Origin of the sequence: Corynebacterium sp., from assembly GCF_030152825.1 — a bacterium.
Classification (GTDB): Bacteria; Actinomycetota; Actinomycetes; order Mycobacteriales; family Mycobacteriaceae; genus Corynebacterium.
The window spans coordinates 17,554-31,210 of the sequence record NZ_JASLIP010000032.1 but is presented as its reverse complement, the minus strand read 5'-3'; the positions used below and the strand labels follow the sequence as shown (position 1 = coordinate 31,210).

General features: G+C 66.9%; 13 protein-coding genes. 8 read left to right on the top strand and 5 right to left on the bottom strand.

Going from position 1 to position 13,657, the window contains the following annotated elements:
* The 3 genes from Q1V78_RS03820 to rfbB all read left to right on the top strand — a co-directional run.
* A partial coding sequence (locus Q1V78_RS03820; protein ID WP_300611789.1) for a cytochrome c biogenesis protein ResB occupies positions 1–363 on the top strand: 363 nt, incomplete at its 5' end.
* Positions 364–503: 140 nt separating this feature from the next.
* On the top strand, positions 504–1,619 hold the full coding sequence (gene ccsB, locus Q1V78_RS03815; protein ID WP_300611787.1) for a c-type cytochrome biogenesis protein CcsB: 1,116 nt from the start codon (positions 504–506) through the stop codon (positions 1,617–1,619).
* Between the two features lie 41 nt (positions 1,620–1,660).
* Positions 1,661–2,764, top strand: a complete 1,104-nt coding sequence (gene rfbB, locus Q1V78_RS03810) for a dTDP-glucose 4,6-dehydratase (protein ID WP_300611785.1) — start codon at positions 1,661–1,663, stop codon at positions 2,762–2,764.
* A 48-nt stretch (positions 2,765–2,812) separates the two neighbouring features.
* Here the strand turns inward: rfbB and Q1V78_RS03805 are convergent, their stop codons facing one another.
* The gene (locus Q1V78_RS03805) at positions 2,813–4,102 is read right to left on the bottom strand and encodes an MFS transporter (protein ID WP_300611783.1); all 1,290 of its coding nucleotides are present in this window, start codon (positions 4,100–4,102) and stop codon (positions 2,813–2,815) included.
* Between the two features lie 132 nt (positions 4,103–4,234).
* Between Q1V78_RS03805 and rfbC the strand changes: the two genes are divergently transcribed.
* Genes rfbC through Q1V78_RS03790 form a run of 3 tightly spaced genes read left to right on the top strand, consistent with a single transcriptional unit; the run spans position 4,235 to position 7,013 of the window.
* A complete protein-coding gene (gene rfbC / locus Q1V78_RS03800) occupies positions 4,235–4,939 on the top strand; it encodes a dTDP-4-dehydrorhamnose 3,5-epimerase (RefSeq protein ID WP_300611781.1) in 705 nt (234 codons plus the stop codon).
* 6 nt (positions 4,940–4,945) lie between these two features.
* Complete coding sequence (rfbA, locus tag Q1V78_RS03795; protein ID WP_300611779.1) at positions 4,946–5,824, top strand: glucose-1-phosphate thymidylyltransferase RfbA; 879 nt, start codon at positions 4,946–4,948, stop codon at positions 5,822–5,824.
* Between the two features lie 10 nt (positions 5,825–5,834).
* Positions 5,835–7,013 (top strand): phosphotransferase family protein, encoded by a 1,179-nt coding sequence (locus Q1V78_RS03790; protein ID WP_300611776.1) that lies wholly within the window; start codon positions 5,835–5,837, stop codon positions 7,011–7,013.
* A 12-nt stretch (positions 7,014–7,025) separates the two neighbouring features.
* Here Q1V78_RS03790 and Q1V78_RS03785 read toward each other — a convergent pair whose 3' ends face one another.
* On the bottom strand, positions 7,026–7,337 hold the full coding sequence (locus Q1V78_RS03785) for a hypothetical protein (protein WP_300611774.1): 312 nt from the start codon (positions 7,335–7,337) through the stop codon (positions 7,026–7,028).
* A gap of 177 nt (positions 7,338–7,514) precedes the next feature.
* Between Q1V78_RS03785 and Q1V78_RS03780 the strand changes: the two genes are divergently transcribed.
* Complete coding sequence (locus Q1V78_RS03780; RefSeq protein ID WP_300611772.1) at positions 7,515–7,883, top strand: DUF4229 domain-containing protein; 369 nt, start codon at positions 7,515–7,517, stop codon at positions 7,881–7,883.
* A 105-nt stretch (positions 7,884–7,988) separates the two neighbouring features.
* Here Q1V78_RS03780 and Q1V78_RS03775 read toward each other — a convergent pair whose 3' ends face one another.
* A complete protein-coding gene (locus Q1V78_RS03775) occupies positions 7,989–8,870 on the bottom strand; it encodes a 1,4-dihydroxy-2-naphthoate polyprenyltransferase (RefSeq protein ID WP_300611770.1) in 882 nt (293 codons plus the stop codon).
* Between the two features lie 114 nt (positions 8,871–8,984).
* Between Q1V78_RS03775 and Q1V78_RS03770 the strand changes: the two genes are divergently transcribed.
* Positions 8,985–10,976, top strand: a complete 1,992-nt coding sequence (locus tag Q1V78_RS03770; RefSeq protein ID WP_300611768.1) for an FAD/NAD(P)-binding domain-containing protein — start codon at positions 8,985–8,987, stop codon at positions 10,974–10,976.
* Here Q1V78_RS03770 and Q1V78_RS03765 read toward each other — a convergent pair.
* Entirely contained in the window at positions 10,973–12,754 is a 1,782-nt protein-coding gene (locus tag Q1V78_RS03765; RefSeq protein WP_300611766.1) for an ABC transporter ATP-binding protein, read from the bottom strand. The genes Q1V78_RS03770 and Q1V78_RS03765 overlap by 4 nt on opposite strands.
* The gene (locus tag Q1V78_RS03760) at positions 12,751–13,656 is read right to left on the bottom strand and encodes an ABC transporter permease (RefSeq protein ID WP_300611764.1); all 906 of its coding nucleotides are present in this window, start codon (positions 13,654–13,656) and stop codon (positions 12,751–12,753) included. The genes Q1V78_RS03765 and Q1V78_RS03760 overlap by 4 nt, the downstream gene beginning before the upstream one ends.
* Position 13,657: the final 1 nt, after the last annotated feature.

Below are 13,657 nucleotides of genomic sequence, written 5' to 3'. Positions count from 1 at the left end.
GAGATCACCTTCGACGGCGCCAAGGAGTTCATCAACATCCAGATCGGCCACGACCCGACCCTGTGGTGGGTGTTCTTCTTCGCGGTCCTCATGCTGGCCTCGCTGGTGGTCTCCCTGTCCATCAAGCGCCGCCGCCTGTGGATCCGCCTGGCGCCGCGTACCGACGGCCAGCCGGGCACCGAGCTGGAGATCGCTGGGCTGGCGCGCACTGACGCTGCCGGCTGGGGCGCAGAGTTCAACCGCACCGCGGAGCGGATCCTGGGCCTCGAGGAGGAGGACCTGGACGAGGAACATCATGCTTCCAGCGGTAGCTGGGAAGAGGATTTCGGCGACGGACTTGACGAACAGCTCCGCGATCGCTGAATCGTTTTTTGCTGGTCGCTGCCACTATCCGGCGCCGTTGGAGTGTTGGATTTCCCGCTTGGCGGGGATAATCTTAGATGTGCAAGAGATGCGCCTTGGTCGGCGCATGCCTTTAGTCCGTTGAGGAATCGAAATAATCCATGCAGATTAATCAAGATCTCGCGCAGTTTTCTGACCTGGCGTACAAGACGACGGTGGTGCTGTACCTGCTCGCCCTGGCGGTGTCCCTGTTCTACTACGGGCTCGTCCGCCTGGCGAACGACGCCCGCCGCGAGCGCGCCCGGGTGCTGAAGAACGAGGCCACCCCGCAGGAGGCGAAGCGTCGCCAGAAGGTGGCGGTTGGTGCTGGCGCATCCGGTGCGGACACCACCGACGTCGCTGCCGATGAGTTCGGGGACGACGGCGCGGCCGACGTGTCTGGCATCGCGACCTCCTCCCTGGACGAGGCGGACCTGCCGGATAGTTTGAGCGCCGAGACGATCCTGCAGCGCGTGAAGCGCGCGGATACCTTCGGTGGGATCGCCCAGGCGCTGGTGTGGCTGGCCATCGCCGTGCACGCCGCATTCCTGGTGCTGCGTGGCATGTCCGCGAACCGCTTCCCGTGGGGCAACCTCTTCGAGTACGTCGCGGTCGTCACCCTGTTCGCCATGGTGGCCGCGGCTGTGGTGATCAACCGCCGCTCGATGCGCGTGATGTGGCCGTGGGTGCTGACCCCGGTGACCCTGCTGCTGTTCTACGGTGGCACGAAGCTCTACGCGGAGACCGCCCCGGTCGTCCCGGCCCTGCAGTCCAATTGGTTCATCATCCACGTCTCCACCGTCTCCATCGGCGGCGGCATCGGCCTGCTCTCCGGCATGGCTTCCCTGATGTACCTGCTGCGCCGCTGGCACCCAAAGGGCCAGGAGAAGGGCTTCTTCGGCGCCATCGCCTCCCCGCTGCCGGATGCCTCCAAGCTGGACGCCCTGGCCTACCGCAGCGCGATCTGGACCCTGCCGATCTTTGGCCTGGGCATCATCTTCGGCGCGATTTGGGCAGACGCCGCCTGGGGTCGGTTCTGGGGCTGGGACCCGAAGGAGACGGTCTCCTTCATCACCTGGATCCTCTACGCCGCGTACCTGCACGCCCGCGCAACCCCGGGCTGGCGTGGCACCAAGGCTGCTTGGATCAACGTCATCGCTTTCGCGACGATGGTCTTCAACCTCTTCTTCATCAACATGGTGGTCTCCGGCCTGCACTCCTACGCTGGCCTGAACTAAAACCACCGATTAAAAACACGCTTGGAGTGTGACGCTTCCTCGTGACCGCTCAAACCGCTCATCAAGCGGCAGTGCCCCACCGCCGGTTGGCCCATGTGCTGGTCACCGGCGGTGCCGGTTTTATTGGGGCGAATTTCGTTCACCGCACGCTAGCCACCCGCCCTGACGTCCACGTGCATGTCGCGGACGCGATGACCTATGCCGCCAATCCACTGAACCTGCGCACCACCGATGGCACTCCGCTGGAGCAGGCTTATCAGGGGCGTTTCCGCTTCACGCAGCTGGACCTCGCGGACCGGGAGGCGGTGCTCGCCCTGGTCGATGAGGTCGCCGCCGAGGTTCCGGACACGGACGCGCTGGCCATCGTCCACTTCGCGGCGGAGTCGCACAACGATAATTCCCTGCTGGACCCGGCGCTGTTCGTTCGCAGCAACGTGGATGGGACGGTGCACCTCGCCGAGGCTGCAGTGCGCCACGGCATCTACCTGCACCACGTCTCCACAGACGAGGTCTTCGGGGACCTCGCGCTAGACGATCCGCAGCGCTTCACTCCGACGACTCCCTACCAGCCGTCCTCGCCCTACTCGGCGTCCAAGGCGGCGGCGGACCACATGGTGCGCGCCTTCGTCCGCAGCCTGGGGTTGAAGGCCACGATCAGTAATTGCTCGAATAACTACGGGCCGCGCCAGCACCCGGAGAAGTTCATCCCGCGCCAGGTCACCGGCCTGCTGCAGGGGCAGCGGCCGCGGCTCTACGGCAAGGGGGATAACGTCCGCGACTGGATTCACGTCGACGACCACAACGACGCGGTCTGGGCGATCCTGGAGCGCGGCGAACTGGGGCAGACCTACCTCATCGGTGCGGATGGGGAGCGCAATAACCTGCAGGTTGTGCGCGACCTTTTGGCGGCCTTCGGTCGCGAGTCGGATGACTTCGACTGGGTGAGCGACCGGCCGGGCCATGACCGCCGCTATGCGATCGACCCATCCTCGATGGAGGGCCTGGGCTGGCAGCCGAGATACACGGACTTCGCTGCGGGCCTGGCGGCGACGATCGATTGGTACCGCGATAACCAGCAGTGGTGGGAGGAGACCCGTGCGGCGGCGGAGCGCCGCTACGGCCAAACGGAGAAGCTGCTGGGATAGGAAAAACCCCGCAAGCCCGTGGCTTGCGGGGCAGGCGGGCGGAGTGTTTTAGAGCTCGGTGTCCGCGAGGTTACGGGGGGTGCGCAGCAGCGCAAAAACGGAAATCATGCACATCACCATCAGGTAGATACCAACCGTCCAGATCACCCCGGTGCGGTTGAAGAGCATCTGGGAGATCATCGGTGCGAAAGCGCCACCCAGGATGGAACCCAGGGCATAGGCCACGGAGACCCCAGAGAAGCGCACTTCGCGGGGGAACATCTCTGCGTAGAGGGCGGACTGCGGGCCATAGGACAGCGCCAGGCCCGGGATGAACAGGAGCATGCCGATGCCGAAGATCCACAGCGAGCCGGAGTCGATGAAGAACCACACCGGCACCGCGATCACGATGAGCATGCCGTATCCCCAGAGGAAGGTCTGCACCCGGCCGATGCGGTCGGAAAGCCCGCCGGAGTACATCGTCAGCGCGATCCAGGCCAGGGCTGCGATGACCACGCACAGGAAGACGCTGACCTGGTCGTGGCCCAGCTCCTTCGTGGCATAGGAGCCCATGAAAGCGATGATCATATATCCGGAGGCGTTGTTACCGGCAAAGATCAGCGCCGCGCGGATCACGAGCCGCCAGTGGTCGCGCAACAGCACGCCCAGCGGGGCGCTGGACTCGGCGGCACGCTCACGCATTTCCTGGAACACCGGAGATTCGGCGACCTTTGCGCGCACGATGACACCCACGATCACCAGCACGAAGCTCAACAGGAACGGAATACGCCAACCCCAGTCGAGGTAGGCGTCCTGCCCGATGATTGCGGTGATGGCGAGCAAGACCACGGTGGACAGGGCGAGTCCGGTGGGCACGCCGATCTGCGGATAGGAGCCGAAATGGCCACGGCGGCCCTTCGGCGCGTGCTCCACGGCGAGGAGCGCGGCCCCGCCCCATTCGCCTCCCGCGGACAGGCCCTGCAGGATGCGCAGGAAGACGAGCAGCAGGGGAGCGGCGATGCCGATGGCGGCGTAGGTCGGCAGCACACCGATCAGGGTGGTGGCCACACCCATGAGGATCAGGGTGCCGGCGAGCACCTTCTTGCGGCCGATCTTGTCGCCCAGGTGGCCGGCGATGGCGGCGCCGAGCGGGCGGAAGAGGAAGCTGATGCCCAGCGATGCCCAGGCGAAAACCTGCGCGAGGCTGGGGTTATCACTGCTCGCGGGGGCGAAGAACTGCGTACCGAACACGAGGCCGGCGGCTTGGGCGTAGATGAAGAAGTCGTACCACTCGATCGTCGTGCCGACGAGGGTGGCGCCAAGAATGCGCCGGTCTTCTGAACGGTTGGGAGAGTCCATGCGCTGAAAGTTAGCAAAAGCTAAACACTTCGGGGTAGTTATGGAAAAATTCGCGGGCGAAAGTGCGGGGACGCTGCTTTGCTGTCTACCGCTTACGGCTGTGTGTCCGGGCTGGGCGCTAAAGTATGGGCTATGAGTACCGCAGAGCTGCCTGTTGACTTGCGTCCCCTGGACTCGGCCACCGAGCCCGCCATCGTCGACCTTCCGATCGCCGGTGCCTGGCTATTCGCCCCACGGGTCTTCGGGGACGCGCGCGGCAGCTTCCACGAGGCCTTCCGGGCCGCCCAGTTCACGGAGCACCTGGGTTGTCCCTTCGACGTCGCGCAGGCGAATGTGTCCCGCAGCAGCAGCGATGTGGTTCGGGGCATCCACCTGGCCGAGGTTCCGCCGGGGCAGGCGAAGTTCGTCAGCTGCCTGGCCGGGGAGGTTGTGGACGTGCTGGTGGATCTGCGGGTCGGTTCCCCGACCTTCGGCAAGCACGTCAAGATCACCCTCAGCGAGGAGAATAACTACGCGGTGCACGTGCCGATTGGGGTGGGGCACGGCTTCGTCGCCCGCTCTGAGACCGCGGTGCTGAATTACCTGGTCACCGAGGCCTATAACCCGGATCGGGAGTTCGGGGTGGATCCCTTCGACCCAGAGCTGGGGATAGACTGGGGCGTGGACCGCGCCGATGCGGTTCTTTCCGATAAGGACGCCGCCGCCCCGGCCCTCGCAGAGGTTCACGCGCGCCTGGCTGATTGGCAGGAGGCGCGCGGCTGGGAGCAGCAGCTGCGCCGGGAGTGGTCCGAGGCTCTGGACTTCGCTGACAGTTACGGCGAGCACGGGGAGGGCTAGGCAATCATGCGCGGAATCATTCTGGCTGGCGGCACCGGCTCGCGGCTGTGGCCCATCACCTTCAGCGTGTCGAAGCAGCTGGTGCCGGTCTACGACAAGCCGATGATCTACTATCCGCTGTCCACTCTGATCCTGGCGGGGATCACCGAGATCCTGGTGATCACCACGGAACGCGACGAGCGGGCCTTCCAGGAACTGCTGGGGGACGGCAGCCGCTTCGGCGTGAGCATCGAGTACGCCACGCAGGAAGCCCCGCGCGGGCTGGCTGAGGCCTTCATCATCGGCGAGGATTTCATCGGCGACGAGCCGGTCGCGCTGGTGCTGGGCGACAATATCTTCTACGGCTCCGGCCTGGGCACCCAGCTGCGCCGCTTCAACGAGCCGGACGGCGGAGTGATCTTCGGCTACGCCGTCGCCGACCCCACCGCCTACGGGGTCGTGGATTTCGACGAGACCGGCAAGGCCATCTCCATTGAGGAGAAGCCCGCGAAGCCGCGCTCCCCATATGCGGTGCCGGGACTGTATTTCTACGGCCCGGACGTGGTGGAGATCGCCAAGCAGCTTCAGCCCTCCGCCCGTGGCGAGCTGGAGATCACCGGCATCAACCAGGCCTACCTGGAGCAGGGCCGCCTGCATGTGGAGGTGTTGCCCCGTGGCACGGCCTGGCTGGACACCGGCACGATCGACGACCTCAACGGCGCCAGCGACTTCGTCGGTGCGATCGAGAAGCGGCAAGGCCTGAAGGTTGGCTGCCCGGAGGAGGTCGCGTGGCGCATGGGGTTGATCAGCGACGAGCAGTTGCGGGATAACGCCGACGCGCATGGAGCCAGCCCCTATGGTCAATACCTGAGGCAATTGTGCGCCCAGGCGGAATGGGAAAAGTGAGGCAACGAGAGTGACAGAGCAGCAGGGCGGCTTTTCTTCCGGGAACTACCAGCCCATCGGCAAGCTGAGCGCGGAGGACATCCGCACCGGCAACATCGACCGGGCGGAGGTGGCGCACGACTACAGCCGCGAGGACCTGCGCCCGGAGACCTTGCCGATCTTCATCAAGCTGATCTGGCAGGACCTGGCCTGGGAGAACATCCTCCTGCCGAAGCAGGGCATGGACCACGCCGTCATCCTGCTGGAGGGCGTGCGCAGCGACGAAGGGGAATTCGCGGACATGGTCCCGAATCGCGTCATCGTCCGCGCCCCATACACCGAGGCCTACCGCCTGCAGGCCTCCCGGGAGTCCGGGGTGATCGCGGCGCTGGGGCACCGCTCCAACGCCCGCCTGCCGCAGACGGTGCGCCAGGCCCACGTGCCGCGCCGATTCACCGGCAATCAGCGGCGCATCCGGGTGACCCTGCTCTCCGTCATCGACGGCACCCCGCTGGACGCGAACGTCTGGCAGCAGATGGACGTCGAACAGCAGGAACTCGTCGTCGAACAGCTGGGCAGCCTGCTGGCGGCGATGCACACGATGAACTCCAGCCTCCCGCCGGCTAGCAACCTGGAGAGTTGGTGGGCCGACGGCCCGGGGCAGAGTGACGCGACGGGCGTTCACGAGGTCGGCGGGGTGCCGATCAGCCCGGCCACCGAGGGGGCGCGACCCGGGCTGAACTATACGGAGCGCACCCTGCCGGGCAAGCACGAGGTGATGCGCCACCGAATGGTGGAAGTGCTGAAACCCGAGCTTTCGGCGGCGGAGTACGCCCGCGCCGAGGGTATCATGGCCGAGGTGGACGACATGCTGTTCCGCACTGACCTGCGGCGCTGCCTCACCCACGGGGATCTTTCGCGGGAACACCTGTTGTGGCTACCCGACCAGGGTGTGGGCGTGCTGGACTTCTCCGATATGACGGTGGGCGATCCGGCGCTGGACTACGCCCACTTCGAGATGATCGCGCCGGGGCTGACGAAGCGGATCTTCGACCACGCCGGGGTGGCCGCGGAGGACGTGGCAGATCCGCAGGTGGTCTTCGAGGATGAGGACCTGCTGGAACGGGCGAAGCTCTACAAGCGCTGGGATAACCTGTTCCTACTCATCGACCACTACCGCACGGGGCGTTCCCCGCGGGTGGAGATTTAGCGCGGCCGGGGGCTAGTCCTGGGCGGGCGGGTCCTGCTGGTCCTCGTCCCGTTGGCGGCGGAGGCGGTCCCGCTTCTCGCGCTCGGCCTCTTCCTCGGCCAGGCGTTCCTGCTCACGGCGCTTCTTGAAGCGTTCCTTCTCGATATTCCACAGGAAGTCCGGGTCATCGTCCGGGCCTTTCGCCCGCGGCTGCTGATCGAGCTGCTTATTCTGCCGGCGGCCCAGCTGGCCCACCGAGGAAGAATTGCCGCTGCCCGGCCCGAAGGCCTTCCACAACATCACGATCGTGATGATGACCAGGATCAGGATAATGAGGCGACCCAAGGGTGCGATGCTCCTTCAAGGCAGAAAATCGGCGTAGTGTCTCCCCTCGACTCTAGCCACCTCACGGGCTCGGTGGGTAGGGGAAAAGTGGCGGGGCTGCGGTGGCGGGCCGGGGTGACGTCCTAAAACTAAAGCGCAATTGGTGCCCAGCGAAGCAGTGACCGTAGGCTGGACGGCGTGACTAATAAGCAGAATCCGCAAGACTCATCCCAGGTTGAACCATCGCTGCCGGGGCCGCCCGGGCAGAAGCCGAAGCTTGGCTCGAAGGCCTGGCGGGATGTCCTGCTATATGGGTTCCTGCGGCTGTTGCTGTTCCTGGTGCTGACCTTCGTGATCCACTCGATCGTGATTCTGCTGGGGATGGCGAATTTCTTCCCGCTGCTGATGAGCGCGCTGCTGGCGCTCATCCTCGCGCTGCCGCTGTCCATGATGATGTTTAAAAACTTGCGGCTGCGGGTGACCGCGCAGATGGCGGAGTGGGACTCCGCGCGGCGCGAGCACAAGCGCCAGCTGCAGGAGCAGCTGCAGGACCGCCTGCACGACTAAACGCCGCGGCGAGAATCAGCGGGGGCGGCTGAGGGGCGAGTGCTATGGCTGGAGCTGCGCAGCTGATCGCGCAGCGGGGGAGCAGCGTCGGCGTGAACTGGGTGGCTAGATGAACGCCGCGATCAGCATCATCACCGACCACAGCAGCATGCCGCGGCCGGTGAGCCCCAGCACCGGGATCAGGTCCTTGCCCTGCGCGCCCTTGCGTACCGGACCGGAGGCCAGTACCCACAGCGGTACTGCCAGCAGGCCGAGCAGGGCAGCGAGCTGACCGAAGGCCAGCGCGATGGTGAGCACCACGGAGCCGCCGACCAGGCTCAGCCACAGCGCGCGGGTGCCCGCATCGCCCAGGCGCACGGCGAGGGTGATCTTGCCGGTGACCGAGTCGGTCGGGATGTCGCGGAGGTTATTGGCCAGGTTCACGGACGAGGAGAGCGCGCCGATCGTCACCGCGAGGCCGAGCCCGCGCCAGGTGACCTGCCCGGACTGCGTAAACTCCGTGCCCAGCACCGCGACGAGGCCGAAGAAGATGAAGACCGCGAGCTCGCCCAGGCCCCGGTAGCCATAGGGGTTTTCGCCGCCGGTGTAGAACCAGGCTCCGGCGATGCAGACCGCGCCGACGAGGATCAGCCACCAGGCGCTCAGCAGGCTCAGCGCGATCCCGGCGACCCCAGCCACGCCGAAGCAGGCGAAGGCGGCGTACTTCACGAGCTTCGGCTCCACCAGCCCGGAGCCGGTGAGACGCAGCGGGCCGGAGCGGTCGTCGTCGGTGCCACGGATGCCGTCGGAGTAGTCGTTCGCGTAGTTCACGCCGATGATTAGCGCGAGCGCGACCACGAGAGCGAGTAGTGCCCGTGGGAAGGACGCCCCGCCGGTGGTCACCGCGGCTGCTGTTCCGGCCAGCACCGGGGAGATGGCGTTAGCCCAGGTGTGTGGGCGGGCGCCTTCGAGCCAGTCGGCGGCGGTGGCGGTGTTGGTGGCAGACATACGCGGCGGTCAACCTTCCTTCGGTCGGGGGTGGATGCAAACTGTTTACTCTACTCGCTCGGGCTCGAGGGCTGAGTAGCCAGGCTGGTCCGGGTTAATCCGTAGGGTGGGGCCATGAGCAGTATTGAGCGCAGGATCGCGATCATTGGCGCGGGGCCGCGGGGGATCTCCGTGCTGGAGCGGATCGTGGCTACCTACCGGGAGCTGGCGGAGCAGGGTGCGGCACCCGAGCGCCTGGCCGTGGCAGTGGTGGACGACGTCCAGCCCGGTGCGGGACGTGTCTGGCGCACCGACCAGAACTTCGACCTGTGCATGAACACGCTGGCCGACGCGGTGACCCTGTTCCCGGAGCCTGGCTCCAGCGTTCACGCCCCGGTTCTCGAAGGCCCCACCATGTACGAGTGGATCATGCTGGTTCGTGGCGAGGCGCTGGGCGAGCAGCGCGATCCGCGCGGGGCGAAGGCGGCGCTGTTTTCCCGCCACCCGGTCCAGCCCCTGGGCCACCGGGAACGGGATATCGAGCAGGCCGAACCGAATACGCACCCGCCGCGGGGCCTGTACGGCGAGTACCTGCGCTGGGCCTTCTCCGCGGTGCTGGGCATGGTTCCTGAGGCCGTCGAGGTTACGGTGCACCGCTCAAAAGCGGTGGGCATCGAACCGGCGGCAGATGGCACGGACACCATCGAACTTGCGGACGGCACCCGCCTGCGCGCGCACGCGACGGTGCTCGCCCTGGGCTGGTTGGACACGAAGCTGGCCCCGGAGGAGCAGGAACTCGCGGCTGCCGCGGCCAAGCACGAGCAGCTGGAGTGGGTCGCGCCGAATAACCCGGCCGATCAGGACTTTTCCAACGTCTCCAGCTGGGAGGAATCCGGCCAGGAGGTCCTGATCCGGGGCTTGGGCATGGGATTTTTCGACGCCATGTCCATGCTCACGGTCGGCCGTGGCGGGGCCTTCATTCCCGACGCCACCGCGCCGGCGGGCCTGCGCTATCAACCTTCCGGGCGGGAACCGCGGATCCTCGCGATGGCTGGTCGCGGCTACCCACACCAGCCCCGCCCGGAGTTTTCGGGCATGCCGCCGCGCGCGGAGCTGCGCCGCCTGGACCGGGCCATCGCCCGACTCGATACCCCGCTGCCCGCCAATAGTCTGGACTTCGGGAAAACGCTCTGGCCCGCACTGCTGCGCGACGCGCAAGAGGCCTATTACCGGGTGCTGCTGGGGGCCGAACCTGACGTCCTGAAAAAGGTCACCGAGATCATCGACGACCCCGCCACCGACCCGCTGAACATGCACGAGGACAACCGCCTGGACGGGCTGGTGGATTTCGGCGAGCGATTCAACATCCCCTGGGAGAACAACCCGGTCTCCCGGCTGGAGGACAAGGCGGAGGCAGCGGGCGAGGAGATGAGCATCGACTCCTTTACCCGGAGCCTGTCCGAACAGCTCCTCGGCGACTGGCGGGAGGCACAGCGCGGAGAAGAATCCCCGGTGAAGATGGGGCTATTCAGCTTCGGCGCGGCGCTGAAGCGGATCACCCTGGTCGACGAGCCGGGGCGGTTCACGCAGGCCTCCCGCGAAGAGGAATACGCGCTCTTCGGCAGCATCGCCCAGATGGTGAGCGTGGGTCCGCCGGCCTTCCGCACCGCCGAGCTGTTCGCGCTCATCGACGCCGGGCTGGTGCGCTTTCTTGGCGCGAAGCCGGAGCTCACCGTGGACGAGGAGGCCCCGGCGTTTCGAGTTAGTTCCGCGACGACGGGGGAGGAGGTGTGCTCGCCTGCGCTGATCGAGGCGCTGATCCACGACCCGGATGTACGGCACACGGCTTGCCCGCTGAGTACGCAGTTGCTGGCGCAGTCCCGGATGCGGGCCTGGGCCTGGGGCGATGGTTCCCCGTCCGGCGCCCCGGAGGTGGACCGGGAGACCGGCCTGCTGATTGGCGCGAGCGGTCAGCGCGACCCCCGGGTGCACATGCTGGGCGTGCCGCTGCGGGAGGTTCGGGCAGATATGACGAACTCACCGAAGGTGGGAGAGGATCCGGTGATCTTCCAGGAGACGGACGCCGCCGCCCGCTCCGCGCTGAAGATCGCCATGCTCCGCCCCTAAAGCCCCAGGTTGAACACGCCTTCGCGGTAACGCTGGCCGGGGATGGCCCGCAGCAGCTCCCGGGTGAAATCGTGCTGCGGATCATTGAAGATCTCCTCGGTGAAGCCCAGCTCCACCTGGCGGCCCTTGCTCATCACGCTGACTGTGTCGCTGATCTCCCGGACGACGGCGAGGTCGTGGGAGATAAACAGGTACGTCAGGCCCAGCTCCTCCTGCAGCTCGTTGAGCAGTTCCAGGATGCGGGCCTGGACGGTGACGTCCAGCGCGGATACGGCCTCGTCGAGAACCAACAGCTCCGGCTCCAGGACCAGCGCGCGGGCGATGGCCACGCGCTGGCGTTGCCCGCCGGAAAGCTCCCCGGCACGCCGGTTGGCCAGCGCCTCGGGCAGGCTGACCTGGTCCAACACCTCGGAGACCTTTTCGCGGATCTGGGTCCGTGAGAGCGAGCTGAGGTTTCGCAGCGGCTCGGCGATCGCCGAACCGATGGACTGGCGCGGGTCGAGCGAGCCATAGGGGTTCTGGTAGACCATCTGCAGCCTGCGGCGCAGTTGGCGCGGGTCTTTGTCCGCGAGCTCGCTGATGGCAGCGCCCTCGAGGTAGGCGGTGCCCGCGCTGGGCTCTTCGAAGGCGCAGATCATGCGCGCCAGGGTGGACTTGCCGGAACCCGACTGCCCGACGATCGCGTGGGTGGTGCCGCGGGTGACGGAGAAGCTCACGCCGTCGACTGCGGTGAATGCTTCTTGGCCACGGGTGGTGTGGAACTGTTTGCTCATCGAGCTGACGCGCAGCAGCGGGGGAGTGGGCTCCTCGGAGCCGCGTGCCTTGGGGCCGCGTGGCTCGGAGCCATGTGCCGCGCGGGCGCCCGCATCCTTTTCCTCGGGCTCCACCTCGTTGCCAGGCGCACCGGTCTCGGGGCCGGCGGTCCCAGGGGCGCTGGTTCCCGCATGCTTCCGGGCGCGGGCCGGTTGGCGCACGGGGTTGGTCAGCCCAGGGGCGTCAGCGAGCAGCCGGCGGGTGTAGGGGTGCCGCGGATCGCCGAGGATGCGGCCGGTGAGTCCGGCCTCCTTGACCTGGCCGGACTGCATGACCACCAGTTCGTCGGCCCGGTCGCTGGCCACGGCCAGGTCGTGCGTGATGAGCAGGACGCCAATGCCGCGGTCCTCCCGCAGCTGGTCGATGAGGTCCAGGATCGTCTGCTGCACCGTCACATCCAATGCGCTGGTGGGTTCGTCAGCGATGATGAGGTCTGGTTCGGTGGCCAGCGCGGCGGCGATGAGGGCGCGCTGCCGCATACCGCCGGAGAGCTCGTGCGGATACTGGTTGTAGCGCAGCTCGGGGTTGTCGATGCCCACTGCGTCCAGGAGCTCGATGACGGTTGCGCGGCGCTCCTCCTTGCTGGGATTGCCCAGCGCCTGGCGGTGAATGCGCAGCACCTCGCCAACCGAGTCGCCGATGGTCTTCACGGGGTTCAGCGAGGTCCCGGGATCCTGCGGGATGAGCCCGATCGTCAGGCCGCGGACGTCCCGCCACTGCTGTTGCGTGACTCGGTTCAGGTCCTGCCCATTGAGCTCGATTTTTCCGGACGCCGATGCGTTGGCAGGCAGCAGCCCCATCGTCGCCATGGCGGAGGTGGATTTTCCGGAACCGGATTCTCCCACGATGGCGGTGACCCGCCCGGGTGCGACGGAGAAGGACACGTCCGTCACCGCGTGCACGGGGCCGTGGGCGGAGTTGTACGTGACCGCGAGGTCGGTGACCTTCAGCAATGGGGTGGTCATGAGCGGGCTCCTTCCCGGTCGCTGAGGACGGTGCTGAGGTGGTTGGTCGCCAGGACGACGAGGACGATGGCCAGGCCCGGCAGGACGGTCAGCCACCAGGACGTGGCGATGAAGTCCCGGCCCTCGGCGATGATCAGGCCCCACTCTGGCGTCGGTGGCGGGGCGCCGTAGCCCAGGAAGCTCAGGGTGGACAGCTGCAGGATGGCGCTGCCGAACTGGAGGGCCGCTAGCGCGAGCACGGGGGTTAGCGAGTTCGGCAGGACGTGGTTCCACAGCACGGAAGCGCGGGTGCCGCCGGAGGCGTAGGCGGCTTCGACATAGTCGGAGGACGCCACGCCCAGCACCTCGGAGCGGGCGAGGCGAGCGAACATCGCGACATTGGTGACACCCACGGCGATGGCCGCGTTGATCGAGCCGTAACCCAGCACGATGATCACCGAGAGGCTAAGCAGCAGGGCCGGGATGGCGAGCAGCACGTCCACGATGCGCATGATTAGCGTGTCCGCCCAGCTGCCCTTGCCGCCTGTGCTGGAGCCGCGCCGGGTGCGGGAGGAGCCGGCGATCACACCCAGCAGGGTGCCGATGATCATGCCGAGCAGAACCGCGACGAGCGCCCCGAGCAGGGACTGCCGGGTGCCCCACACCACGCGGGTGTAGAGGTCACGGCCGACGGCGTCGGTGCCGAACCAGTGCTCGGTGCTGGGCGGTAGCAGTGGGGCGGTGCTACCGGAATTCACGGGGTCGCCCGAGGCGAACAGCCCCGGCACGAGAGCCCAGGCCAGTGCGATGACAACGATGAGCCCGGAGACTACCGCGCCCCAGCCCGCCTTCCGCGGGCGGGGAAGGTTGCGGCCGGTCAGCCGGGAGCGCAGCGAGGACCGAGAGGTGAGTTTGGTGGTCATG